The organism is Bernardetia aquimarina (assembly GCF_042180575.1).
GTDB lineage: Bacteria > Bacteroidota > Bacteroidia > Cytophagales > Bernardetiaceae > Bernardetia.
Genome location: NZ_CP170094.1, coordinates 4,138,034 through 4,162,882, shown reverse-complemented (window position 1 = coordinate 4,162,882; position 24,849 = coordinate 4,138,034). Strand labels below are relative to the sequence as shown.

The following is a 24,849-nucleotide window of genomic DNA, read 5'->3' as shown; positions in this document are numbered from 1 at the left end:
AGACAGGGATGTCTGTTTTACAGTTTCACAATCGGATAGGGATAATTTCCACCTAAAGAAATCTCATACTTTTCTAATTCTTTTGGAGTGAGTTTATTGAGTGTATGAACCAAATTATTCGGAACATCCATAAGTTGTGGCAACCAATATTTGACAAAATCGCCATTTGTATCGTAATCTCTTGCTTGTTTGAGAATATTAAAATAACGATTTTCTCGTGGGTCATTTCCTACGCCAGTAATGTATGCCCAGTTTGACCAGTTGCTCGTAACATCATAATCTATCAGTTTTGTTTCGAAATAAGAAGCTCCCCAACGCCAATCTAGTTTTAAATCTTTAACTAAAAATGAAGCTACATTTTGCCTTCCACGATTAGACATAAAACCTGTTTCATTGAGTTCTTTCATATTTGCATCAATAAAAGGAATTCCTGTTTTTGCGCTTTTCCATTTATCAAATAGCTTTTTATTCTGCTCATTTTCAAAATGCTTTTCTAGCGTTTCTCTATCTTTTCCATAAATTCGTTCTAAATTTTCATTGTCTTTCATTCCTTCTAAAAGGAAAATCTTGTTTCCATATTTGGCTGCAATAAATTTAAAATATTCTCTCCACAAGAGTTCAAATTTTAGCCAATATGTAGATTTATTACTTGTTACTTCATTTTCATAACGTTCTACTTCTGCCCAAATCATTTTTGGAGAAATAGAACCGTTTGCCAGCCAAGCCGAAAATTTAGAGGAGTAATCGCCTCCCAAAAGTCCGTTACGTGTTTCTTTGTAGATTTGAAGTAAATTAGATTCAAACAAATAATAATTTAATCGCTGTAAAGCTGCCGTTTCTCCTCCTTCAAACTTCAAAACTCCTTTCGGATTGTGTAACGATTTTATTTCTAGTTCGGTAAAACCAAAATCCTGTAATGTTGGAATCTCTGTTTTTTCTACTTGATTCAGAAACTCATTTTTATTTGATTGCTTCAACTCCTCTAATTCTTTAGGAATAGAAATTGGCTTTGAAACAGTTGATTCTTTTTCTACTTTCTTTCTAAACTCTGTAAAAATATTTGGCAAATCATTCAATTCAAAAGGTAAATCTTCAAAATCAAAAAGGGTTTGTTGGAATGTTAAATCTAAACTGATAGTTGATTTTGATAACTCTTCTTTTGCTTTGTTTTCCAAATTTATTTCTTCATACGTTGTCTCTTTCGAACTGAAAACGGTTTCTACATCTAGCTTTTTGGCAAGATTTGATAAAATTTCGTCAGCTTTTCCTTTATAGATAAATAAGTCTGAATTGTAGCTTTGAAGTTGTTTTTTGAGGTCTTTTACAGATTCTAATAGAAAGTTAGCTCTAAAAACACCTGTTTTTAGTAAATCTAGTTCTGTTTTCTCAAAATTTTGTTCATCAAAAATATAAACTACAAATACATTATTTCCAGTTTGAAAAGCCTTTTTTAAAGCTGGATTATCCTTTAATCGTAAATCATTGCGAAGCCAAACGAGTGTGTTTTTCATGCTTTTTATTTAACCGTAAACGAGGTTAGAACCATCGTTTAGGATGACAAATTATTTTTATATCAAACTCCAACAACTGAAAAACTGTTTATTCAATTTTAAAAAACTACCCCAAAACCAAAACCAGCTCTAGGTAAAACTCCTTGATAGGTTCTATTAAAGATTCCATTGTGCCAACGGATAATTTTTTCATGCTGTGTTTTGTCTGTATTCTGAATTTCTGTTTGTGTTTCTACACTTGCTCCTCTATACCCTCCACCCACATACAAATCAATAAAAAAATGCCCAGCAAAAGTCTGTTGAAAACCAAATTGTATTCCTCCACTTAATGCCTCTATATTTCTTTTTCCTTTGTAAGTCAAAATTATTTCTCTTCCTCTATCATCAAAATAAGAAACATTTTCATAGTCATAATTTTGCTCAAACTGCTCTCCTCTTGCCCAAATTCCAACATAAATTCCTTGTTGATAGTTTTTTTCATTGAAATTTGTCCGAATCTTAAAACGCTTTACATAAAAACGATATTGTGCTTCTGCTGTATAGCCATTTTCTTTCAAAAATTCATTGCTAAGTCCTGTAATTCCTCCATACAAACCAAAACTTCGGTCTTGGTATTTATTAAAACGCTGAATTCCAATTTGTAAAGTAGAGCGAAAAATATAACTCGGAACAAATGAAATAGCTGTTTTTTTGGCTGGCAAAACTTGTTTTTGATTTATCGTTTGATTTTGTTGTGCCTTTGAAAAGTTAGAATGTGAATAAATGGATAGAAATAATAAAAAAATTACTATCTGAAAAAATAGTTTTGACAAAAAAATCTGTTTCATAAAGTCGGTTTTTAACACAAAAAACTTTTTAAACTATAATTATCACTAATTTAAAGAGTTTTATTGTAATTATTATATTTTTTAATAAAGTCAGTTTTTTAATTTTATCACTCAACGTATTTTGTAGGTTGGCGTTAAGTCTAATATATCACAAAATTTAGAAATACTAAACATACAAAAATACATTATTATGGACAATACAGAATTACATCAAAAAAACACATCAGCTTGGAGAATCCAAACTTGGATTTCATTTTTGTTTGCTTTCATAGGCACAAGTGCAGGAATTGCTTATTTACCAGCCGATTGGTGGATAAAAGGATTTTTATTAATGGGAATGTTCTTTACAGTTGGTTCTGCCTTCACACTTTCCAAAACGATTAGAGATGACCACGAAAGCACAAAAATTATTAACCGAATCAAAAATGCTAAAACCGAACGAGTTTTGAAAGACTATGAAGCATAATAGAGATTAGCGAAAGATACAGAATTAGAAAATTGCACTTATGAAAATCTATTATTTTTTACCAACTGTTTGGCTCTTTAAAAGGAGCTAAACAGTTATTTATTATTTAATAATTTACCTTTACTTTACACTCATGAAAAAATCATCATCAGACGTTGGCTCATCTTTAGTAGGTATTACTTTTTTTACTTTAATTGTCTTTGGAGTTTTGAAATGGCTGGATATTCCAACAGGCGATTTTATAGATTGGGCAATCGGAATAGGTTGTTTTTGGTGGCTTTTGCTTATCACAACTGTTCCTTGGAATATGCACTTTAAGGCAAAAGAAATTTTATCAGACGTAAAAGAATCTCAAAAAACAGGTATTTCAGTCGAAAATATTGACATTGATTATGCTCAAAAAATCTCTAAAACGTATCTTTTTGTAGCTATCTTGTTACATATTTTATCGGCTGTTGGGCTTTATATTTTAGCAAAAACAGGTATTAGTATTGTTGGTTATATCGGTGCTGGTTTTGCACTTGCTCTGACGGCTCTTCGTCCTTCTGTCAGAATGTATGAGTATATTTCATATCGTCTTTCGAATATGCAACAACGAATAAAATATCCTAGAGAAGATATTAATAAAGTTACTGCTGATTTGGAACAATTAAAATATGAAGTTTTGGCATTGACTGAAAAACTAGATACAGAAAATTCAAATTCTTGGGTAAATAGAAAGGAAAATGAAATACAAGAACTTAGAGAATCAATGCGACAAATTCGTCAAAACTTTGAAAGTCTGAATGTTCAAACACAATCCAATCATCAAGCACTTGTCAAACAAACAGAAACAAAAATAGCGTCGCTTTCAGAAGATGCACAGTTTTTAAATCAAGCTAGGCAGTTAGTTCGATTTATAAAAGAAGCTTAAATCAGTTATCAGGAAGTTGATTTTTGAAATGATTGTTTTGATTTTTTGAAAATAAAAAAACCTTATAAAATTTCTAAAAAGAAACTTTATAAGGCTTTTTTATTTATATAGAATTACAAACTAATTTATAATTGAATTATGACCAAAGTTTGTACGCATAATCATTTTTCTCAATCATCATATCAGCAATTTCGTGACGAAGTTCACGCTGATTGATTGGTTCGTGCTTAGTAAAACGTTTTAAGCCCATCAAAAGAACACGCATTTCGTCTCCTTTTACAAAACAAGAAATTGCTTCACGTCCTTTTGCTTCCAATTTATTTACTGCTAATTGAAGATAAAGAGTCGCTAATTTTGCTTTCATTCCATCAACACTTTCTCCATGATGCTTAACTAATTTTTCAGCACGCATAATAGCTGTTTCTGCTGCATATACTTCAATAATCATATCAGCAACTGCCATAAGAAGGATTTGCTCATCATTAAGTTTTGCACCAAATGTTTGAGCAGCTTTTCCAGCTACCATCAAAACAGCTTTTTTCATACGAGCGATAAGCTCTTTTTCTGTTGCAAAAGGTTGAGTACGGTCGATATTTGCAGGAGCAGGCATTTGAAGAAGTTCTTTTCCTACTGCTTTTGCATGAGAAAGAATATCCAAATCACCTTTCATTGCACGTTTCAAAATCATACCTACCAAAAGCATACGATTAATTTCGTTTGTACCTTCATAGATACGTGCAATACGTGCATCACGATACGCACGAGACATTGGAGCATCTTCTGAAAAGCCCATACCACCATAAATCTGAACACCTTCGTCCACACAATAATCAAGCGTTTCTGAACCATGAACCTTAGCAATAGCACATTCGATAGCAAATTCTTCTACACCTTTAAGTTTAGATTCTGCTGCATCTACACCAGATTTACGTAAATAAGTAATACGGTCATCAATATCTTGACCTGCTGCATAACACAATGATTCCGTGGCATAATTACGAGCTGTCATTTCTGCTAATTTGTATTTAATTGCTCCAAAAGAAGAAATAGGAGTATTAAATTGCTTACGCTCATTACCATAACGAACTGAATGACGAATTACTGCACGGCAACCATTAAGAACACCAGCACCTAATTTGATACGACCAATATTCAAGATATTAACAGCAATTTTGAAACCGTTGCCACGCTCAGAAAGCATATTTTCAACAGGCACAACTGTATCATTAAAGAATACTTGACGAGTAGAAGAACCTTTAATACCTAATTTTTGCTCTTCTTCATTCATTGTAATTCCACCAAAACCACTCTCAACAATAAATGCAGAAAGATTTTTGTCATCTTCAATACGAGCAAAAACAATCATTACATCTGCAAAACCTGCATTTGTTATCCACATTTTTTGTCCTGTGATAGAGTATGATTTTCCATCTGCTGACAAAACAGCTTTTGTTTTTCCAGAGTTTGCATCCGAACCTGCATCAGGCTCAGTCAAACAATATGATGCTTTCCACTCACCACTAGCAAGTTTAGGAATATATTTTTTCTTTTGCTCTTCATTACCATAATACAAAATTGGAAGTGTTCCGATTCCTGTATGCGCTCCATATGCAGTAGAAAATGAACCTGCCGAACCCACAACATCAGCGATAAGCATGGTTGTATTAAAATCCATTCCAAGACCTCCCAAAGCCTCAGGAACACCAATTCCTAAAAGACCTAATTCTCCTGCTTTATCCAAAAGAGAAGGCATAAGTTTTGGATCTTCCATTTTATCAATTTTCTGTGCAATAGGAGTAATTTCCATGTCCACAAAATCATCAGTAGCTTTTGCCATCATTTGCTGCTCTTCTGAAAACTCTTCAGGAATAAAAATATCTTCTGCTTTTGTTTCTTTAATTAAAAACTCTCCACCTCTCAAGGCTTCTTTCAATGCTTCTTGTTCTGCTACGTTTGACATATATTGTTTTGTTTAGGTAGTAAAAACTCCTCTATCTGTCTTAGCTTTATTTGGTAAGCGAACAGAATGAATTTTTAATACAGTTTATAGTATATTTTTTTGAGTATGAATTTGCTTACAGTTTTGGTAATTTTTTATTTCTAATTTATTTTTTTACCTCTCATTCAAACTGTGTGTGAGTTTGTTTGTAAATACAAAACAGAAATCAATTACGCCTTCTTTGTATGCTTGCATACTATTCTGACAAATTTACTAAAATAAACGTATGCACGACGAATAATGTTAGAAAAAAATGAAAAAAAATCGACTTTTTTTTAAAATTTTATGAATTAATTCTGCAAAAGGCTTTTTTGAACGAATAAATCTTTTGTTAAGCTCTGTTTATTTGATAGAATAAAATGAAATTTAGAGAAATAGTTGAATAACTTTAGGTCAGTTTGAATCCAAGATTCATAAATTCTAGTATATTTAAGAATATATCTCATACAAACCAAAAGCAATGTTAAAACGTCTAAAACGATTCTTACTCCGATTATTCCTAAAACTTTCTATTGTAGTTATTATTTTGGCTGCAATAGGTTTTTATCTTTCTCCTTATAAATACCAAACTCCGTTTTATCATTGGTATTATTCTCATTCTGATTACAAAATTTTACTTTCAGAAATTAAAATCAAACAAGATTTACTCAAAAAAGAATATCAAGCTGCCAAAACAGAGTCAGAAAAAGAAAAAGTTTTAGACAAAGCACAAAAAACCTTTGAAAATAGCTTTGAAGAAGTTTGTAAATATTGGTACGGAACAAAATGGAGCTATTCAGGAACAACACAAATTCCAGGAAAAGGAAAAATCGCCTGTGGATATTTTGTAACTACAATTTTGAGAGATTTGGGTTATCCCATCGATAGAATAAAAATGGCTCAAGCAGCTTCTGAAACACTTATCCGAAAAACAGTTGATAAAAAATTCATAAAAGTGAGAGTCAAAAAAGATTTTGGTGATTTTATGGAAGAAATAGAAGAAATGGGAGATGGAATTTATATTTTAGGATTAGATACACATACAGGTTTTTTGTTTGCTGATGGTGGTTCTACACATTTTATTCATTCTTCAAACGGAATTTTGAAAGGAGTCAGAAATCAACTGGCTTTTAGTTCCAGTACAATCAGAAAATCAAAATATAGAGTAGCAGGACAAATACAGGTAGAGAAATGGCTAGAATAGGAATTAGAGAATAAAGGTTGGGACATGTGAGAATAAAAATATAAAGTTTTTGAGACACCGTTTCCCCTAATCCCTAATTGATTTGTATCTCCCTAATATCTATTTCCCAATTCCCTGTCATTCGTATTTACCCAATATCCATGTCCTAATCCCTATTCCCCAAATCATTAGCATTTTACTTCAAAACCCTTTATCTTTGTATTAATAAATAGATTCTTCTTCTTATTTCTATCATTTCACTCCTTGTTTTAAGAACATGAAAAAATATACTTTCGAAAAGAAAAACGATACTCGTTCAGGTTTTGGCGACGGACTTACAGAGCTAGGCAAAACAAACCCTAAAGTAGTTGCGCTTTGTGCTGACCTTATTGGTTCACTCAAAATGGGTGATTTTCAAAAGCAATTTCCAGAGCGTTTCTATCAAGTTGGTATTGCAGAAGCCAATATGATGGGGATTGCAGCAGGTCTTACTATCGGTGGTTGGATTCCTTTTACAGGAACTTTTGCCAATTTTTCAACAGGTAGAGTATATGACCAAATTCGTCAGTCGATTGCTTATTCAGGTAAAAATGTCAAAATTTGTGCTTCTCATGCAGGTATCACGCTTGGAGAAGATGGAGCAACACACCAAATTTTGGAAGATATTGGAATGATGCAAATGCTTCCTCACATGACAGTTATCAATCCTTGTGATTATAACCAAACAAAAGCAGCTACTTTAGCTATTGCAGACCATCAAGGAGCTGTTTATTTGCGTTTTGGTCGTCCGAAAGTTCCTGTTTTTATGCCAACTGATGTAAAGTTTGAAATCGGAAAAGCAATTACTTTACAAGAAGGAACAGATGTTACTATTTTTGCAACTGGACACTTAGTTTGGGAAGCTCTTTTGGCTCACGAAGAATTATTAAAAGAAGGAATTTCTGCCGAAATCATCAATATTCATACAATTAAACCATTAGATAGAGAAGCTATTTTGAAGTCAGTTGCTAAAACACAATGTGCTGTTTCTGCCGAAGAGCATCAAATTATGGGTGGTTTGGGAAGTAGTATTGCACAAACTTTAGTGATGAATAATCCTGTTCCGATGGAATTTGTGGGTGTAAATGATAGCTTTGGAGAAAGTGGAACACCTGAAGAATTGATGATAAAATACGGACTTACTTCAACTGATATTATCAAAAAAGCAAAAGCTGTTTTAGAACGTAAAGCTAAATTTGCAAACGCCTAAAAATCTTGTTATCTACAAAGTATCAACTATAGTTGATAAAAAAGGCAATTTGAAATAAATTGCCTTTTTTTGTAAATTTTAGTTTTTATTTTTACCAAACACACAACATGAAAAACGAATTTCCAAATTATCATAAAGATATTGTTATTGATGGAGTTTCAGTAGCTGTAGGCGAACACAAACAAATCAATCTCAATATTGCTAAACTTCCTTCACGTACTTCGATTGATACACCTGTTTTCGTTTATCGTTCTGAAAAACCTGGAAAAACACTACTTCTTATTGCAGGAATGCACGGTGATGAAATAAATGGAGTAGAGATAATAAGACAATTAATTTCTAAAGAATTGGTAATTCCTAAACGTGGAACTGTCATTGCAATTCCTCTTTTAAATATTTATGGATTCCTAAACTTTTCTAGGGAAGTTCCTGATGGAAAAGATATTAATAGAAGTTTTCCAGGGAGTAAAGAAGGTTCACTTGCTAGTCGTGTGGCTCACGCTTTCACTACCGAAATTTTGCCTCATATAGATTTAGGTTTAGATTTTCATACAGGAGGAGGAAGAATAAACAATTTTTCGCAGCTTCGTTGTCTTTTATCAGAAGGAAAAAATGAAGAATATGCTCGTGCTTTTGCTCCTCATTTTATTATAAATGCAAAACTGAGAGACAAATCGCTTCGTAATGTCGCTCAACAGAAGGGAAAATCTATTATGGTTTATGAAGGAGGAGAATCTCAACGCTTAAATCGTGCACCAGTAAAAGAGGGAATGCGTGGTGCTGTTCGTTTGATGCATTATTTAAATATGATAGACAAAGAAGATATGCTAAAAATGCGTGGAGCAGACAGAATTACAGAACCTATAATATTAGAACGAACCTCTTGGATGCGAGCTAAGTTTTCTGGTCTTTTTAGGTCTTTTGTTAGAAATGGTTCAATGATAGAGGAAGGACAAGTGATTGGAAGCCTTACAGACCCTTTTGGCGAACTTCATCATGATATTATTTGTAAACAACGCTCTCATATTGTGGCAATTAACCACCAAGCAGTCGTAAATCAAGGTGATGCTATATTTCATTTAGGGAGAACAAATTAGAATATTATTATCGCTATTTTTTGAATAAAAAAGGTATTTGGTACAAGGAAGTTTCACAAAGTTCTTTTTTTGTTTAGTATTTTCGTAAGTATATTAAACAAATTTTATATTTTTGCGTTGTTATATAAATTATTTCACAACTAAGGAAAACACAGAATAGTATCTTTTTATTTTGAATAAGAGTTACTTATATATCAATAATTTCCTCTACTTACTTTTAAATTTATTCTATCGTGCGAGATACCAATACTTATTCTATACGAGATTTAGAAAATCTAACAGGCATTAGAGCGCATACCATTAGAATGTGGGAACAACGTTATGAACTTGTTACACCCAAAAGAACAGATACAAATATTCGTTATTACGATTCGGAAGACTTGAAATATATGCTCAATGTAGCCTTGCTCAATAATAATGGAGTTCGTATTTCGAAGATTGCCAAAATGTCCCAAGATGAAGTCTATGTAAAAGTAAGAGAAACTCTTTCAAGAACTTCAGATTATCAATCTCAAATTAGTGCTTTGACAGCAGCAACTATCGATATTAATGAAGAACAGTTTGAAAGAATAATGTCGACAAGTATTTTGCAATTTGGCTTCGAAAAAACAATGCTCAATATTGTCTATCCTTTTTTGAGTAGAATAGGAATGCTTTGGACAACCAATGCAATCAATCCTGCACAAGAACATTTTATTAGTGGACTTATTCGTCAGAAAATAATTGTAGCCATAGACGGACAATACAGAGATAAATCAGCAGGAACAGGAAAAAAATACATTCTATTCTTGCCAAGTGGAGAACTTCACGAAATTTCACTTTTATTTTCTTATTACCTTCTCAAAGTGAGAGGAAATCAAGTTATTTATTTAGGACAAAACCTTCCTTTAAAAGACTTACAAGAAGTCTATGCTACTCACAAACCTGCTACTTTGATAACCATTATTACTTCTTCGCCGAGTGCAAATGCCGTAGAAGAATATTTATTTGAAATTGGAGAGCGTTTTCCAGATGCTGATGTTTTGGTTTCTGGTTTTCAAGTAATGGGACAGGATTATAAGACTTCTAAAAATGTTCATATTCTACAAAAACCACAAGATTTGATTGCTTATTCAGAAGATAAAGCTGCTGAATAAATCAACAGAATATATAACTTTAATAATCTAATGAAGAAGAGTTTGAGATAATCAAACTCTTTTTTGTTCGAAATACTCTTAAAACAGATATAAACCTACTTTTCACAGAAGCACTAAAATTATTTTTATGAACAATTTGATTTATATAATTATTTCAAGTAACATTGCAGTATGTTCTGTCGCAATATAATGTTTCCCCCTTCTATAATCTGTATCAAAAACGATAAAATTATAGAAATTAATTGTAAGAATAAAATAAAAAATGTGCTTTTATCCCTTTTAAGCGCATTTAATAGAGTATTTGTTTTGTAGCCCTTTATCAAAACAAATTTCTAACAACGTAATTTCTTGTAGTATTTGCATAATTTATTTTAGATAATGCAAGCCTACTCATTTATATTTTATTTAGTTTTAAATCGTGCTGTTAATCTAACAATTAGTTTCTATGAAACACCTATGTCAATTTCAAGTCTTACTGCGATTTTTTGTAGTAATGGCACTATTCAACACAACTACCCTAACCTCTTTTGGACAACAAGGGGGTAGTAAAGATGATTCTTCTATGGAAGAACCACTACAACCCTACGAAATATTAGCTACTGATGCTATCGGAAATCCTACTTTTATCGATTTTATTTCAACGAAAGTAAAATCAGATGACAAATCAGTCTATGAGTTTCTCAAAACTGTTTATGGTTTTGATGAAAATACTACTTTTGTAGAAAAACCTAATTCTTATGTTTTACAAAATGAAATTCATTCTAAAAAATTATTCCAACACTATAAAGGAATAAAAGTAGAATGGGGGCAGATTGTTATTACTTACAAAGATGGTTTTTTACGCAGTGTAAACGGACACTTTACGCCTACTGAAAATAACAGTATTGTTCCTCTAACACCAGTAGATAATGCAATCAAAAATACTATTCAAAAAATAGGAGCAGAAGAATATGCTTGGGAAAATATGTATTTGCAAAAAATGCTTAGAGAGGAAACTCAAAATCCAAAAGCAACTTATTATCCTACTGCCGATCTTCTTTTGATGGATAAAAACATTACTAAAAAAGATACAGATGTTCGTTTGGTCTATAAATTTGATATTTATGCTCTTTCTCCTGAAAGTCATAAAGAATACTTTGTAGATGCTTCTACTGGAGAAATAATTTATGAAGAATCATTGATTATGCATGCTACTGGTGGTGGAGAGACTCGTTACTCTGGAAAACAAACATTTGAAAATCAATTCTTTAATGGTTCGTATCGCTTGCATGATTATACTCGTGGAAATGGTATAATTACCTATGATTTGAGAGGAAATGACGGATACTCTCCTTTTTGGGATTTTACAGATAATGACAATCATTGGACAAGTGCAGAACATGCAAATGCAGCACGAGATGATGCAGCCTTAGATGCACACTGGGGAGCAGAAATGACTTATGATTATTTCTTAGAAAAGCATGGACGAAATAGCTGGGATGGAACTGGCAAAGCTATTATAAACTATGTTCATTCCAGTATAGATAATAACTGGGTAGCTGTTTGGAGAGGTAATGGTCATATGGAGTATGGTGATAATAATGGTAATAATCCTTGGACATCAATAGATATTGTAGGTCATGAGTTTGCTCATGGCTTAGAAAACGCTACATCTTCATTGTCAAGTTTTGAAGAAGGAGGATCATTACAAGAGGGACTTAGTGATATTTGGGGAGCTATGGTAACACATTATGCCAAACCTAATGATCCCAATACTTATATTAATGGTGGTGATATATCATTAATTAGAGATTTGTCAAATCCTCATAATTCAGGAACTCCCTCGACATATCTGAATGACGCATTATGGTTAGATTATTCTGAACGTGGAGCAAGACACGTAAATAGTACTATTCTATCTCACTGGTTCTACATTTTAGCAGAAGGAAAAACAGGAACAAATGATAATGAACATTCTTATGACGTTCAAGGGATAGGAAAAGAAAAAGCTGCTAGAATTGTGTATCGTGCAGAAACAGTACACTTTACATCTGAGCCTACTTTTGGATATAAAGATGCCAGAATAGAAACCATTAAAGCAGCCAATGATATATTCGGAGCAGGTTCTATCGAAGCAAAAACAGTTTGTCAAGCATGGTATGCTGTTGGTGTAGGAGGAAATGAATGTTCTACTCGTATAATAAGTGGCAATGGAGGTTTTGGTGGAGGCAATGACCCTACTAATCAACCTAGCAAGGTAGATGTTATTTGTGATAGAGGAAACAAAACTTACTCTTTATTATTTGTAGATGCTACTTCTACCGTTGTTTGGGAAGTTTCTCCTAATTTAGAAAAAATGAATGAAACGTCCCTTTCTGTTACGGTTCGTGGAAGATTAAATGGTACATTAGCTAATACGCTTGGTCATGCTTATGTTATTGCAATCGTAGATGGTGTTGCTTACCGTCAAGATATTTGGATTGGAGAACCTCAGGTAGAAATGCGTTATGAACAAACCATTCCTTATCAAGTCTATGTACATCTTGAAGGAGCAAATGGAACAGATGTTACTAAACAAGGAATATCAAATATAGATTGGCAACTAGTCAATCCAACAGGAAACTGTACCCCCACTTTAGATATTTATAATCCTAATGTTTTTGTTGCTTTAGTGCAAGCTAACTGCTATAACTGGGCTGCACAAATGCAAGTAGGAGTTACTAATGAATGTGGTACAATACCATTTGTTAGAAATATAACTTCTGATGGCTATCTCGGAGGAGGAGGTGGTGTTGGTCTTCCTTGTTATGATATAATTACTGATCTAAATGGAAATAGTTATATTATACCTTGTAAATGGGACTGGGATATATATCCAACTGGTAGAAATCAAATTCAAATCCAACAATTTACTATCCACGATTATATGGGTGTCAATTATGGTACTTACGAAAACACCAATGTTTTACCTAACTCAAAACTTCCTTTTGGTCTTTATTTCATTAAAGGAATAGACAAAGAAGGAAATTTATTCACTCTAAAATACCTAAAAAAATGAAAAATTTAATTTTGTGTGCTGTTGCTAGTCTATTTTTATTTACTTCTTGTTTTGAGAAAGAAGAAGAGGTTACTGTTGTTTCTGAACCACCTATCGAAGAAGGGAATGTTATGGAGTGTAAACAAGCACAAGATTTTATTACTGAGGTTCAATCTATTTCTCCTCCTGATAATTCACAAGATCCTAGAGCTGCTATCAAAAAGTACAACTATAATGGGAAAATAGTATATCACTTTTTCTATGCTGCTTATTGGGAAGATGCAATAGGAATAGTAGTAGATAGTAATTGTAATGTAATTTGTAAAAACTCTCAAGTTTATGCAGAAAGAGATTGTTTAGATTGGGGAGAAAAGGCAGTATTTGTAGAGGATGTTTGGAGAGATAATAGATAATCTAATCAAAAACCAGCATAGATTTTCAGTAATCTGTGCCAGTTTTATTCACTCAACAACTACCTAAAAAAATGAAAAATTTAATTTTAATTCTTAGTTTATGTTTTGTTCTTTTCTCTTGTTTTGAGAAAGAAGAAGAGATTACTGTTGTTCCAGTTGAAGAGCCTGTTGATGTAAATATTTTGGAATGCCAAGATGTTCAAGAATTCATTCAACTTATAGAAAATGAACCTCCTAGAGAACCTCGTGCTACTATAGAAAAATATAAAAAGGGTTCTACTTTTATATTTGCAACAAATACAGGAGGAGAACCTTATTATGATGAACTTGTAGGAACTATTTATAGAAATACAGAATGTGAAATAATTTGCAGAGCAAACTATGGAGTAACAGGGGGAGATTGTACTCAAGAATTTTATACGGATCTAGTTCTTATAGACACAGTATGGGTAGATAATAGATAAGCCAAACAAAAAAACTTAGCATAGATTTTCAGTAATCTATGCTAGGTTTTCACTTGAAAATACCTAAAAAAATGAAAAATTTAATTTTAATTCTTAGCTTATGTTTTATTCTTTTTTCTTGTTTTGAGAAAGAAGAAGAAGTTACTGTTGTTCCAGATGAACCTATTGAAGGAGATATAAAAGTATGTGAAAGGTATCGTAATTTTATAGAAATTGTTGAGAACGAACCTCCACGCACTCTTAGAGCTTATGTAAAGGAATATTCATATAAAAATAGTAATGTATATTTATTTTATCTAGGAGATGATGAAAATATAGATGATGAAGTAACAACTTATGTAGTTAATGCCCAATGCGAAGTAATTTGTGTATTTTCTCAACTTCCTGAGGAAAGATGTGAAAATTGGCAAGACGCAAAATTAGTAAAAACCATTTGGCAAGACAACAGATAAACCCCAACCAAAAACCTAGCATAGATTTTCAGTAATCTGTACTAGGTTTTCACTTTAAAATACATCAAAAAATGAAAAATTTAATTTTAATTCTTAGCTTATGTTTTGTTCTTTTTTCTTGTTTTGAGAAAGAAGAAGAAATTACTGTTGTGCCAGAGGAAGAGCCTACAGGAGATTTTGACGTTATGAAATGTGATGAGGTTACAGACTTTATTGAATATGTGGCAAACAATGAACCTCGTGAACCTCGTCCAACTTTGAAAAAATATAATAAGAATGGTAACTTTTTCTATAGACTAGACAAAGGGGGAAAACCTTTTGTAGATGAATATGTAGAGATATTATATTACAATATTAATTGTGAAGTTGTCTGTAGTAGTAACCATGGTACAATGGGTGGAATTTGTCCTGATGATTTCAATGACGGTTTAGTTTTTATAGAAACTGTATGGCAAGACGAAAGATAAACCCAAACAAAAAACCAGCATAGATTTTCAGTAATTTATGCTGGTTTTTACTCTACAACTACCTAAAAAAATGAAAAATTTAATTTTTTTCGCCATCGCTTTTTTATTCATATTTACCTCTTGTTTTGAAACTACCAATGAGGTTACTGTTGTTTCTGAAATTCCTCCTACTGAAGAAAGAAATATTATGGAATGTGAGTTAGTAATAGATTTTATTGAACGGGTTAATTCTTGCTCTATAAAATATATAGGAGAAAATAGGGCATCTATCAGAAAGTTTAAATTTAGAAATGAAACTGTTTTTTTATTAAATGATACAGATAATTATGAATGTTCTAAATATCCTAATGCTGTTGTCCTAGATTCAAAATGCAATATAGTATGTACCTTTTCTATGATTCCATCAGAAAATAGTTGTCCAGATTGGAATAGTAGTAATGTTGAGTTTATAGAAACGATTTGGCAAGACAACCGATAACCCAAACAACAAAAACCAGCATAGATTTTCAGTAATCTGTGTTGGTTTTATTTATTTAAGACCAAGTTCTACCCAAATAGGGATATGGTCAGAAATATAACGAGCATCTTTTAGGCTATTGTAATCTTTATAAAAATGAATTACATCTGCTTTCTTAATAACAAAAGCTCTTGTTTCTACGAAAATATTATCATATTCTTCATTTAATGGATTTCCGTCTTTTTCTTTCATTCGAAGACTTGTTTTTTGTCCTTTAAAAGCTGCTACAAAAGAACGATTACGTAGCACATCAAATGCTTCATGTTTTCCATCCAAATTAAAATCTCCCAAAATCAAAATATTATCCGTCTTGTATCGATTTGGAATTTCTTCTAAGAAAACAACTTCTTTTTCAGGGTCTTTGCTTTTTGGTACAGCATGAAAACTTCCAATCAATACTGTATTTGTTGTTTTATCTTTTTTATAATTAATTTCAAACCTTCCCATATAAGGTTCTCTATCTACTTTGGCTTCGATACTTTCTTCTAACCAGTCTTTTTTGAGAGAAATTTTAGCATTTTTTGTAGCCGTTTTCCATACGTAGGCATAGCGTTCTTTGCCATTTCCCGAAGTAGGTTCGCTTATTTTATATTCCCATTTACTTCCTGTTCTATTAAGTTCATTGGCTAATTTTCCAACAGCACGAATACCATACAACGAAGTCGAAACTTCTTGAATAGCTACAATATCATAATCCTTTAGTTTTTTAGCAATATATTCAATCTCTTTTGCATCTTTTGATTTTCCAAAATTGTATAAATTCCAAGACAAAACCTTTATAGTTTCTCCTTTAAAGTTAATGTTTTGAGTATTCTCCTCTTTTTTATTTTCTCCAACAGAATTATCAGAAAGAATAGAAGTATTAGGATAATTATCCTGTGTTTTGTTCTCTAAAGAATCACAAGAAGTATTTGATGAAAATAAAACAAAAAAGGCTAAAAGTAAAAGTATATTTTTTTTCATTAGATAAGCTTTATTGTAAAAACACAGATTCGAAGTGTTATGCTTAAACCTGTCTTCAATTATTTAATTACAATGATACTAATTTTCTAGCTTATATCAGAAAAGACTTTAACTTTGCAAATCAAATTTATTTACAATTACTCAATAAAAAATGTAATTCCTACTTGAAAGGTAAGCATATCTGTTCTTGTTCTTTTGATATCATAAATAAATTCATCTGGAAATAAAGGGTCAGGATAAATAGAATTTTTAGTCAAATATTTTGCTTTACTTCCTTGTGTATAAACAGCACGAATATCTAATTTTATTTCTTCTGAAAGCGAAAGAAGAACTCCTCCAGCACCACCATACGCAAAAGAAAATCCATCTTGTTCTATAAATGAATTTATATCTTCTCCATCTTCTTCTTCGGTCGTTCTTGTATAAATATATCGTCCTCCCAAAAGTCCATCTACATACGGATAAATAAAAGAATCTACCCAACGAGGCTTAAAACGAACCATTGCAAAACTCTCAAAAATATTATTATTTGTATTCAGAGTATAATCAAAACCATTATTATCTGTATAATCTTCTGACTTCATTCCATAAATCATATAACCAGCATCCAAACCTAAAGAAACCACAGACTCATCTTCAGTAAGAGGAACAAGCAGCATTCCACCAATTCCAAAAGCAATAGATTCATTATTTTGAGCAAACTCCTCTATTGGAAAACCTGTTTGTAATCTCAAATTAAATTCTACTTGAGCAAATGTTTTTTGAGAAAAAATAAAAACACTCAAAATAAGAAAAGCAAAATAAAAGCGAAGCGAGAATAAATTATGTAATTTTGTAGCGCATTTATAGATTGATAGAGATAGATTTTTCATAAATTGGTAATTAGTTTGTAGTTATAGTAATGATAGATGTGTGAGATGCAACTCTTTTTGAATTTTTGAACTCTATTTAGTGATTTTGTATTACTCTATAAAACATAAGAGTTATAAATGATTTTACTCCTTAATTGATTTTTGAATAAGAATGTTTGTCAAATTATTTTCCAAAAAAAGTCCTCGTTCGGATTTAGAACTTATAGAAGCCTATAAAGACACCCGAGATAATAAATTCGTGGGAGAGCTTTTTGAGCGTTATACCCACTTGGTATATGGTGTTTGCCTGAAATATCTCAAAGATGAGCAAGACAGTAAAGATGCTGTTTTGCTTATTTTTGAAAAGCTATTGACTGACCTTCTACGTTTTGAGATACAAAATTTCCCTCCTTGGTTGCATCGTCTTACTCAAAATTATTGTTTGATGTATCTGCGCCAACGCCAAAGAGAATTTAAGCGAAGTGAAGATTATTTTACTAATCAAGACGATGAGCGTATGGATTCTGACCCAGATTGGCATCTATCTAATAAAAGCGAAAAACATGAGAAGGAAGAACGACTAACTAGCATTGAAGACGCATTAGAAATGCTTAACCCTGAACAAAAACAATGTGTAGAACTTTTCTTTTTGGAAGAAAAAAGTTATCAAGAAATTGTAGAGCTTACAGGTTTTTCACTTTCTAAAGTAAAAAGTTTTCTTCAAAATGGAAAACGAAATATCAAAAAACAGTTAGGAATCTTAACTTTAGTTTTTTGGATGTTGTTTATGCAATAAAATGTAGCGTACCTTTTAAGGTGCGAAAATGTACCGAATGCTTTAGCTTTCGGAAAGTATAAGTTTCTAAAATGAAATGATAAAATCATGAGTCAAAGCAATACCAATAAAGAAAAAAAAATAAGGAGCATTTTAGAACGCTCTTCAAATATTGATGTCAAAACTTTACAAAAATATATAGATAAAAAACTCACGAAAGAAGAGTTACACGAAGTAGAAAAACAACTTCTAAATTCAGATTTTGCTACCGAAGCCTCAGAAGGTTTTGCCAATGCTGATTTTAAAGTAAATATTGCTGCCAGTACAAACTGGCTCAATAAAGAAATCAAAAACTATAATAAAGAGCGAGGTTTTTATAAGAAAGACTATAGAGTTTTTTATGCAGCAGCTTCAGTGGCTTTAGTTTTTGTAGTTCTATTTGGTCTAATGAAAGGACTCGGAGATTTACAGCGAGATGAATTTACAGAACAAGATGCTTTTGATGTCTCACAAGCTAAACAGGATGCAATAGAGGCAAAAAAAGATAGTAAAAATTCGCTTGCTTTGAATGAAGAACAAGATATGAGTGATAATGTAGAAGAAAAATTAATAGAAAAACTTAAATATGAAGAAATAACACAAACACAATCAAATAGTAATTCAAATCAAAATAATGAAAAAATTGATAACAATTTAGCTTTAAATCAAGATGAATCAAGAACAGAGCAAGACTTTTCTACTTCTGATATTTGGATAAGAAAAAAGGAAAAGATAGAAAACGAAGATGATGAAGTTGTCTTAGCTAATTCGGAGCAAATTGTAGCTTCTTCTCCTATTGTAAGTTCAAATAGAAATAAACAAATGAATTATGATTCTTCTAATGCAACAAATACAAATCAGTTAGCTGATGATGATTATGACTTTTTTTCTAATATAGACAACAAAAATAATTTAGGAAGAAATCAAAAATCTCCAAAAGAAATACTATTTGATGCAATGCAGTCTTATGAAAATAAAAAATATACTGAAGCAATTCTTCTTTTTGATTCTTATTTAGTTACTAATCCAAATGATGCACAAGCTTTGTATTTTGGAGGAATGTCATATTATGAAAATCACAATTATACAAAATCAATTCCTTTATTAGAAAAATTCTTGAAGCAAAAATCTGATATTGTTTATCAAAAAAATAATCAAGATGCTGAATGGTATTTAGCTAATTCTTATTTAAAAATAAAGCAAAAGCAGAAAGCAAAAACTATTTTACAGAAAATAGCTAACTCTGGTAGTAAATATGCTAGTCAAGCCAAATCATTATTGAAGAAGTAATTTAATATAACTTTAGCTTCTTAACTTAACTTGAAAAATTATACTGACAAGATTCTATCCTGTATCCATCCATTTCATCAGCATATACTGACAGAAAAGAGCGTCTAAGTCGTCTAAGTAAGAACGAAAAATATAAAGTAAAAAATAGTTTTTGTAAAAAAAAGTAATTTTAGCACACTATCTTCTTCTATAAGATTAAGAACATTTAAAAATCATTTCCCTAACCACCAAACACAAAAACTCCCTATCCTTAATTAAAAGAATAGGGAATTTTTGTGTTTATATATTAGATAATTTGTTTAAACATTATCTTCATCTTTATCTACTGTCTTAATTTCAGGTTCTTTCTGAATTTTGATTCCTGCTTTTTGTTCTTCCTTCTCCAATTCTGCTAACTTTTCTTCAAAAGGCAAGTTAGATTCAGGAGTTTCAGAATAAGGAATATGTTGAGGAATAAAATCATCCTTTGCACCTGGCTTACTATAATCATAAGGCCAACGGAATACGTGAGGAATTGCTCCCACCCAGTTACCGTGTCCAGGGAAGCGAGGAGTTGTCCATTCTAAAGTATTTGATTTCCAAGGATTTGCAGGAGCTAAACGCCCTTTAAACATAGAGTAAACAAAGTTGAAAACGAATACAAATTGTGCAAGGAATGTCAAAATAGCTGCCGTACTAATAAACATATTCAAATCTGTAAACAAACCAAACGGTTCAAATGCAGTATGTGAATAATAACGACGAGGGAATCCAGCTACACCAATAAAGTGCATTGGGAAGAATATTGCATACACTCCGATAAATGTTGTCCAAAAGTGGAAATAACCCATTTTAGCATCCATCATACGACCAAACATTTTTGGAAACCAGTGATAAATACCAGCAAGCATACCAAAGAATGAAGCAGAACCCATTACAAGGTGAAAGTGAGCTACTACAAAATACGTATCGTGTAATTGAATATCAATGGCTGCACTTGCCAAGTGAATACCTGTAAGACCACCAACAATAAAGAGTGAAACTAAACCAATAGAGAATAGCATAGCTGGCGTAAATACCAAGTTACCTTTCCAAAGTGTAGTAATATAGTTAAATGCTTTTACTGCTGAAGGAACTGCAATAATTAATGTCAAGAACATAAATATAGTTCCTAAGAAAGGGTCCATACCTGTTACAAACATGTGGTGTGCCCAAACAATAAATGAAAGAACTGCAATACCAATGATAGACAAAATCATGGCATGATAACCAAAGATAGGTTTTCTTGAATTTGTAGCAATTACTTCTGATGAAATTCCAAGAGCAGGTAAAAGTACGATATATACCTCTGGGTGTCCTAAGAACCAAAATAAGTGTTGGAACAAAATTGCACTACCACCTTGATTTGGAAGAGCTTCTCCACCAATATAAATATCAGATAAGAAGAAACTTGTACCAAAACTACGGTCAAAAATCAAAAGTAATGCTGCTGAGAACAATACTGGGAACGACAAAAGACCAATGATTGCAGTAATAAAAAATGCCCAAATGGTAAGTGGAAGACGATTGAATGACATACCACGAGTACGCATATTGATTACTGTAGAAATATAGTTGATACCACCCAATAGAGTTGAGATGATAAACAATGCCATACTAGATAACCAAAGAGTCATACCTAATCCAGAACCAGGCATAGCTTGTGGCAATGCACTAAGTGGTGGATAAATTACCCAACCTCCAGATGCAGGACCTGTTTCAATGAATAATGAATAAAACATAATTAGTCCTGCTGCTGCAAAGAACCAATAAGAAAGCATATTCATAAAACCAGAAGCCATATCTACAGCTCCAATTTGTAAAGGAATAAGATAATTACTGAATGTTCCACTAAGACCTGCTGTAAGTACGAAAAAAACCATTATCGTACCGTGCATGGTCACAAGTGCTAAGTAAAATTCTTTATCTAATTTTCCACTTGCATCTATCCATTTACCCAAAATAGGTTTTAAGAAAGATAAATCTGCGTCAGGAAAACCAAGTTGCAGACGGAAAATTACAGACATACCTACTCCTATCATTGCCCAAAATATTGCTGTAAACAAAAATTGTTTTGCAATTACCTTATGGTCAGTTGAAAAGATATAGTTTGTCCAAAAATTTCCGTGATGCTCATGGTCATGATGATCATCATGGTGAGTTGTATCAGACATAATTATATTTGGTATTTATAATAAATAGATGTATTAAAGTTAATTTATAGTTCAATTAGTATTGTTGTCCTAATGTTAGATTATTTATACTTGACTTATTTAGAAGCAAGATTAGAAGGAATATTCTTGATTCCTTGTTTTTTTAAATAATCTACATTTTTAGAAGCCCACGCTTCTTCAGAGTCATACCATTTTTGAAATTCATCTGCTTCTAAAACAGAAACTTTCATAAACATAGCAAAATGACTTCCTCCACAGATTTCAGTACAAGCTAATTTGTATTCAAAAGCATCCCAATTTGGATCACCTTTTTCTTTTAATTCTACTTTGACATCTTCTGCTGTTTTTGTTGGAGTGAACCAAAACTGTGTTGGCATTCCAGGTACTGCATCCATTTTTACTCTAAAATGAGGTAAAAACACACTATGCAATACATCACGAGAACGAATTTTCAAAAGAACAGGACGATTTTTAGGAAGACGTAATTCATTGTACATAAAATCATCATAATTAGACTCATCAGCTTCAAAATCCATTCCCATAGAATTTGTTCCATCAGTCTTCATATAATTGAATTTACCAATTTTACCATCTTTGCCTCCGTAACGTACTTGCCAGTTAAACTGTTTTCCCATTACTTCAATATGTAAAGCATCCTCAGGAGCTGGGTCAGTAATATCAGACCAAACTGTCCAACCTGTAACAACAAGAGCAGTCAAAACAATAGCAGGAACGATAGTCCAAGCAATCTCTAACTGATTGTTATGAGGAATAAAAGTAGCTCTTTTGTGTTCTTGATAACGATACATATAAGGAAAAAAGAACAACAAAATATGTGTTATTATAAAGACAAAGAATACAACGGCTGTAGTAAGCCAAAATAGAAAGTCAATTTCTATTCCGTGTATAGATGATGATTCAGGTAAAATATATTTTACTTTAGCCGAAAAGCCATAAGCAAAAATAGATGCAAAAAGCACAAAAAAGAATACGATAAATAAAATCGAATTCACTTTATTCGACATTCCCACTCTGCTATCTCTAGCATTTGGTTCTTTAACATCTTTGGCTACACGCACAAGCATGAAAACACGATAGATGAGAGCCATTAAGACGAGGAACAGAACGCCGACGGCAGCAATAAGTAATCCGTTCATTTGTATAGGTCAGTTAAAAGTTTTATTAAAATTTTATATAATTCTTAATACTATATAGTAATTATATACTGTTAGTGAAATTGTTTTGTTAAAATTTATTAATCAAATAGAATATAAATTTCAACCTAATTTTTCCAATACTGCATATAAAGTTATGTAAGTCTTTGATAGATAAGCAATTTGTAATAGAAAAAAGTTTTCAAAACTTTCAATTATTCTTGAAAGTTATTTATTCTTCTTTTATTTACTCTCTATGTGATACAAAAATAAGGTTTTCAAACCAATTTAAAAACCTTATTTCAGTTTAATTCTTACTTTGATTCAATTTATATTGAATCTTTATTTTATATTCAATCCTAAGTTTCGTGATTGTAAGCCTCTTCTAAAAGTGGGTGGTTCTTTGCAACTAGAGGAGCTTTAGCTAAAGACATTCCTACTAAATAAGCAAATACACCAACAAATATAAATGGCATTCCGATTTCTAAGAAACCAAATGAACCATGCTCACGAAGCGTACCTGGAGTAATCATTTGGTAAAAATCAAACCAGTGTCCGATAATTACAGCAATACAGATTACTTTCAAGATAGTCATCTTACGTTTTGCATTACGTGTCATCAATCCAAAGAATGGAATAATGAAGTTTACAAGCAAAATGATAAGAATATATTTTCTATAAATTGGGCTAGAAAGACGTTCTATATAATAAGCTGTTTCTTCGGGAATATTTGCATAATAAATAAGCAAAAACTGACTAAACCAGATGTAAGTCCAAAAAATACTAAATGCAAATACAAATTTACCTAAATCGTGTAAATGATTTTCATTGATGAATTTCAAATAACCTGCTTCTCTAAGCATCACAACAGTAAGCGTAATGGCTGCAATACCAGCTACCCACCAACTTGCAAAGTGATACCAACCAAACATAGTACTAAACCAGTGTGTATCAATAGAAAGTGTCCACCACCAAGCAGCAACTGAAGAAGTAACTCCAAAGAATACTACAAATGCAGCAGATAATTTTACCATATTACGGTAATGTTTTCTGATTTGTGCTTTATCTGTTGCTTTATCTTCTGCTAGTGAGTTCTTACGAATAAAGAAATGGAACAAAAACCAACCTCCAATAATTACAATAGAGCCTCCAATGAAAAATTTGATATCCAAGAATCCACTTTTTCCTGCAATGATAGAATCATAAGCAGCAGTTCCCTCTTCATATAATGAAGTATCTGTCCAGTGGAAAATTTCATGGTATCCCCATCCAAAAGCAATAAGGAATAAAATCAAACCAACAGGTAAGAAAGATGCAAATGCCTCAGGAACACGTTTGAAACCTGCTGACCAACCTGCCATAGAAATATATTGGATAGCTACCCAAAAAACTCCAATTACAGAAAGACCTACAAAGAAGATAACATTTATCCAAAGGTTTACCTTTACTCTTTTTGTCCAGTGATAGGCATGATGTCCTCCTTCTTCTGCATGAACAGTTTCATTACCATCAACCACTCCAACAGTAGTAGGAGCATTTTCTGGAAGTTCTTGTTGAAGAGCAGAAAGTTGATTCCCTGTCGTTTCGATAGCAGCATGTGCTTCCTCATGATGACCAGAATCAGTAGCCATAAAAAATAGCCCTAGTAGAGAAAGAATTACACCTATCCCTATGATAATAAATATCGTTTTTTTAGCTTTTGCTGAGAAGATAAACTGTTCGTTTAGTGCTTCTCTATCAAAATGATGATCTTTGTGTGCAGCCATTGCGATTGATAAAGTTTATGTATAGTCTGCGAAATAATTTCTAAAGACAGTTAAGTAATTTTCTTATTAATTGAGTAGATTTCCTTACTTATAAAACAAAAATCAAATGAACTCCTAATCTTTATAATTA

At 32.0% G+C, this 24,849-nt stretch carries 22 protein-coding genes; 14 read left to right on the top strand and 8 right to left on the bottom strand.

Going from position 1 to position 24,849, the window contains the following annotated elements; genetic code table 11:
• Nucleotides 1–17: 17 nt before the first annotated feature.
• Both ACE193_RS17780 and ACE193_RS17775 read right to left on the bottom strand, forming a co-directional pair.
• Nucleotides 18–1,511 carry a DASH family cryptochrome gene (locus ACE193_RS17780; RefSeq protein ID WP_375559569.1) on the bottom strand — a complete coding sequence of 498 codons (1,494 nt, stop codon included), beginning with the start codon at nucleotides 1,509–1,511 and terminating at the stop codon, nucleotides 18–20.
• 98 nt (nucleotides 1,512–1,609) lie between these two features.
• Entirely contained in the window at nucleotides 1,610–2,338 is a 729-nt protein-coding gene (locus ACE193_RS17775; protein WP_375559568.1) for a hypothetical protein, read from the bottom strand.
• A gap of 190 nt (nucleotides 2,339–2,528) precedes the next feature.
• Here ACE193_RS17775 and ACE193_RS17770 point away from each other — a divergent pair, with 190 nt between their 5' ends.
• Nucleotides 2,529–2,804 (top strand): YiaA/YiaB family inner membrane protein, encoded by a 276-nt coding sequence (locus ACE193_RS17770; RefSeq protein WP_375559567.1) that lies wholly within the window; start codon nucleotides 2,529–2,531, stop codon nucleotides 2,802–2,804.
• Nucleotides 2,805–2,937: 133 nt separating this feature from the next.
• Nucleotides 2,938–3,717 carry a hypothetical protein gene (locus tag ACE193_RS17765; RefSeq protein ID WP_375559566.1) on the top strand — a complete coding sequence of 260 codons (780 nt, stop codon included), beginning with the start codon at nucleotides 2,938–2,940 and terminating at the stop codon, nucleotides 3,715–3,717.
• 136 nt (nucleotides 3,718–3,853) lie between these two features.
• Here the strand turns inward: ACE193_RS17765 and ACE193_RS17760 are convergent, their stop codons facing one another.
• Nucleotides 3,854–5,677 (bottom strand): acyl-CoA dehydrogenase family protein, encoded by a 1,824-nt coding sequence (locus ACE193_RS17760; RefSeq protein ID WP_375559565.1) that lies wholly within the window; start codon nucleotides 5,675–5,677, stop codon nucleotides 3,854–3,856.
• Between the two features lie 499 nt (nucleotides 5,678–6,176).
• On the opposite strand from ACE193_RS17760, the gene ACE193_RS17755 reads away from it, so the two are divergent.
• The 10 genes from ACE193_RS17755 (at nucleotide 6,177) to ACE193_RS17710 (ending at nucleotide 15,650) form a co-directional block, all read left to right on the top strand.
• Complete coding sequence (locus ACE193_RS17755) at nucleotides 6,177–6,899, top strand: hypothetical protein (protein ID WP_375559564.1); 723 nt, start codon at nucleotides 6,177–6,179, stop codon at nucleotides 6,897–6,899.
• A gap of 256 nt (nucleotides 6,900–7,155) precedes the next feature.
• Nucleotides 7,156–8,127, top strand: coding sequence for a transketolase family protein (locus ACE193_RS17750; protein ID WP_375559563.1), 972 nt, complete (start codon nucleotides 7,156–7,158; stop codon nucleotides 8,125–8,127).
• 107 nt (nucleotides 8,128–8,234) lie between these two features.
• Nucleotides 8,235–9,224, top strand: a complete 990-nt coding sequence (locus tag ACE193_RS17745) for a succinylglutamate desuccinylase/aspartoacylase family protein (RefSeq protein ID WP_375559562.1) — start codon at nucleotides 8,235–8,237, stop codon at nucleotides 9,222–9,224.
• A 233-nt stretch (nucleotides 9,225–9,457) separates the two neighbouring features.
• Nucleotides 9,458–10,360: a MerR family transcriptional regulator gene (locus ACE193_RS17740; RefSeq protein WP_375559561.1), complete on the top strand. Its 903-nt coding sequence runs from the start codon at nucleotides 9,458–9,460 to the stop codon at nucleotides 10,358–10,360.
• A gap of 445 nt (nucleotides 10,361–10,805) precedes the next feature.
• Entirely contained in the window at nucleotides 10,806–13,397 is a 2,592-nt protein-coding gene (locus tag ACE193_RS17735; RefSeq protein WP_375559560.1) for a M4 family metallopeptidase, read from the top strand.
• The gene (locus ACE193_RS17730) at nucleotides 13,394–13,789 is read left to right on the top strand and encodes a DUF6970 domain-containing protein (RefSeq protein ID WP_375559559.1); all 396 of its coding nucleotides are present in this window, start codon (nucleotides 13,394–13,396) and stop codon (nucleotides 13,787–13,789) included. Before ACE193_RS17735 ends, ACE193_RS17730 begins: the two co-directional genes overlap by 4 nt.
• 71 nt (nucleotides 13,790–13,860) lie before the next feature.
• Nucleotides 13,861–14,253, top strand: a complete 393-nt coding sequence (locus tag ACE193_RS17725) for a hypothetical protein (RefSeq protein WP_375559558.1) — start codon at nucleotides 13,861–13,863, stop codon at nucleotides 14,251–14,253.
• Between the two features lie 71 nt (nucleotides 14,254–14,324).
• Nucleotides 14,325–14,705 carry a DUF6970 domain-containing protein gene (locus tag ACE193_RS17720; protein ID WP_375559557.1) on the top strand — a complete coding sequence of 127 codons (381 nt, stop codon included), beginning with the start codon at nucleotides 14,325–14,327 and terminating at the stop codon, nucleotides 14,703–14,705.
• A 71-nt stretch (nucleotides 14,706–14,776) separates the two neighbouring features.
• On the top strand, nucleotides 14,777–15,172 hold the full coding sequence (locus tag ACE193_RS17715; protein ID WP_375559556.1) for a hypothetical protein: 396 nt from the start codon (nucleotides 14,777–14,779) through the stop codon (nucleotides 15,170–15,172).
• A gap of 70 nt (nucleotides 15,173–15,242) precedes the next feature.
• Entirely contained in the window at nucleotides 15,243–15,650 is a 408-nt protein-coding gene (locus tag ACE193_RS17710) for a DUF6970 domain-containing protein (protein ID WP_375559555.1), read from the top strand.
• 51 nt (nucleotides 15,651–15,701) lie between these two features.
• Here ACE193_RS17710 and ACE193_RS17705 read toward each other — a convergent pair whose 3' ends face one another.
• Both ACE193_RS17705 and ACE193_RS17700 read right to left on the bottom strand, forming a co-directional pair.
• Nucleotides 15,702–16,652 (bottom strand): endonuclease/exonuclease/phosphatase family protein, encoded by a 951-nt coding sequence (locus ACE193_RS17705; protein ID WP_375559554.1) that lies wholly within the window; start codon nucleotides 16,650–16,652, stop codon nucleotides 15,702–15,704.
• 137 nt (nucleotides 16,653–16,789) lie between these two features.
• Entirely contained in the window at nucleotides 16,790–17,524 is a 735-nt protein-coding gene (locus ACE193_RS17700) for a hypothetical protein (RefSeq protein WP_375559553.1), read from the bottom strand.
• A gap of 151 nt (nucleotides 17,525–17,675) precedes the next feature.
• On the opposite strand from ACE193_RS17700, the gene ACE193_RS17695 reads away from it, so the two are divergent.
• Nucleotides 17,676–18,299 carry an RNA polymerase sigma factor gene (locus tag ACE193_RS17695; protein WP_375559552.1) on the top strand — a complete coding sequence of 208 codons (624 nt, stop codon included), beginning with the start codon at nucleotides 17,676–17,678 and terminating at the stop codon, nucleotides 18,297–18,299.
• 87 nt (nucleotides 18,300–18,386) lie between these two features.
• Nucleotides 18,387–19,607, top strand: a complete 1,221-nt coding sequence (locus tag ACE193_RS17690) for a tol-pal system YbgF family protein (RefSeq protein ID WP_375559551.1) — start codon at nucleotides 18,387–18,389, stop codon at nucleotides 19,605–19,607.
• Nucleotides 19,608–19,906: 299 nt separating this feature from the next.
• On the opposite strand, the gene ACE193_RS17685 is transcribed toward ACE193_RS17690, so the two are convergent.
• From ACE193_RS17685 to ACE193_RS17675, 3 genes are all read right to left on the bottom strand, one after another.
• Complete coding sequence (locus ACE193_RS17685) at nucleotides 19,907–21,799, bottom strand: cbb3-type cytochrome c oxidase subunit I (protein ID WP_375559550.1); 1,893 nt, start codon at nucleotides 21,797–21,799, stop codon at nucleotides 19,907–19,909.
• Between the two features lie 95 nt (nucleotides 21,800–21,894).
• Nucleotides 21,895–22,956 carry a cytochrome c oxidase subunit II gene (locus ACE193_RS17680; protein WP_375559549.1) on the bottom strand — a complete coding sequence of 354 codons (1,062 nt, stop codon included), beginning with the start codon at nucleotides 22,954–22,956 and terminating at the stop codon, nucleotides 21,895–21,897.
• Nucleotides 22,957–23,312: 356 nt separating this feature from the next.
• Nucleotides 23,313–24,719, bottom strand: a complete 1,407-nt coding sequence (locus tag ACE193_RS17675; RefSeq protein WP_375559548.1) for a quinol:cytochrome C oxidoreductase — start codon at nucleotides 24,717–24,719, stop codon at nucleotides 23,313–23,315.
• Between the last annotated feature and the right edge of the window lie 130 nt (nucleotides 24,720–24,849).

What these genes read in the sequence shown, in the direction of transcription:
- ACE193_RS17780 (WP_375559569.1), bottom strand. Translation starts at nt 1,511, where the DNA reads ATGAAAAACACACTCGTTTGGCTTCGCAATGATTTACGATTAAAGGAT.
- ACE193_RS17775 (WP_375559568.1), bottom strand. Translation starts at nt 2,338, where the DNA reads ATGAAACAGATTTTTTTGTCAAAACTATTTTTTCAGATAGTAATTTTT.
- ACE193_RS17770 (WP_375559567.1), top strand. Translation starts at nt 2,529, where the DNA reads ATGGACAATACAGAATTACATCAAAAAAACACATCAGCTTGGAGAATC.
- ACE193_RS17765 (WP_375559566.1), top strand. Translation starts at nt 2,938, where the DNA reads ATGAAAAAATCATCATCAGACGTTGGCTCATCTTTAGTAGGTATTACT.
- ACE193_RS17760 (WP_375559565.1), bottom strand. Translation starts at nt 5,677, where the DNA reads ATGTCAAACGTAGCAGAACAAGAAGCATTGAAAGAAGCCTTGAGAGGT.
- ACE193_RS17755 (WP_375559564.1), top strand. Translation starts at nt 6,177, where the DNA reads ATGTTAAAACGTCTAAAACGATTCTTACTCCGATTATTCCTAAAACTT.
- ACE193_RS17750 (WP_375559563.1), top strand. Translation starts at nt 7,156, where the DNA reads ATGAAAAAATATACTTTCGAAAAGAAAAACGATACTCGTTCAGGTTTT.
- ACE193_RS17745 (WP_375559562.1), top strand. Translation starts at nt 8,235, where the DNA reads ATGAAAAACGAATTTCCAAATTATCATAAAGATATTGTTATTGATGGA.
- ACE193_RS17735 (WP_375559560.1), top strand. Translation starts at nt 10,806, where the DNA reads ATGAAACACCTATGTCAATTTCAAGTCTTACTGCGATTTTTTGTAGTA.
- ACE193_RS17730 (WP_375559559.1), top strand. Translation starts at nt 13,394, where the DNA reads ATGAAAAATTTAATTTTGTGTGCTGTTGCTAGTCTATTTTTATTTACT.
- ACE193_RS17725 (WP_375559558.1), top strand. Translation starts at nt 13,861, where the DNA reads ATGAAAAATTTAATTTTAATTCTTAGTTTATGTTTTGTTCTTTTCTCT.
- ACE193_RS17720 (WP_375559557.1), top strand. Translation starts at nt 14,325, where the DNA reads ATGAAAAATTTAATTTTAATTCTTAGCTTATGTTTTATTCTTTTTTCT.
- ACE193_RS17715 (WP_375559556.1), top strand. Translation starts at nt 14,777, where the DNA reads ATGAAAAATTTAATTTTAATTCTTAGCTTATGTTTTGTTCTTTTTTCT.
- ACE193_RS17710 (WP_375559555.1), top strand. Translation starts at nt 15,243, where the DNA reads ATGAAAAATTTAATTTTTTTCGCCATCGCTTTTTTATTCATATTTACC.
- ACE193_RS17705 (WP_375559554.1), bottom strand. Translation starts at nt 16,652, where the DNA reads ATGAAAAAAAATATACTTTTACTTTTAGCCTTTTTTGTTTTATTTTCA.
- ACE193_RS17700 (WP_375559553.1), bottom strand. Translation starts at nt 17,524, where the DNA reads ATGAAAAATCTATCTCTATCAATCTATAAATGCGCTACAAAATTACAT.
- ACE193_RS17695 (WP_375559552.1), top strand. Translation starts at nt 17,676, where the DNA reads ATGTTTGTCAAATTATTTTCCAAAAAAAGTCCTCGTTCGGATTTAGAA.
- ACE193_RS17690 (WP_375559551.1), top strand. Translation starts at nt 18,387, where the DNA reads ATGAGTCAAAGCAATACCAATAAAGAAAAAAAAATAAGGAGCATTTTA.
- ACE193_RS17685 (WP_375559550.1), bottom strand. Translation starts at nt 21,799, where the DNA reads ATGTCTGATACAACTCACCATGATGATCATCATGACCATGAGCATCAC.
- ACE193_RS17680 (WP_375559549.1), bottom strand. Translation starts at nt 22,956, where the DNA reads ATGAACGGATTACTTATTGCTGCCGTCGGCGTTCTGTTCCTCGTCTTA.
- ACE193_RS17675 (WP_375559548.1), bottom strand. Translation starts at nt 24,719, where the DNA reads ATGGCTGCACACAAAGATCATCATTTTGATAGAGAAGCACTAAACGAA.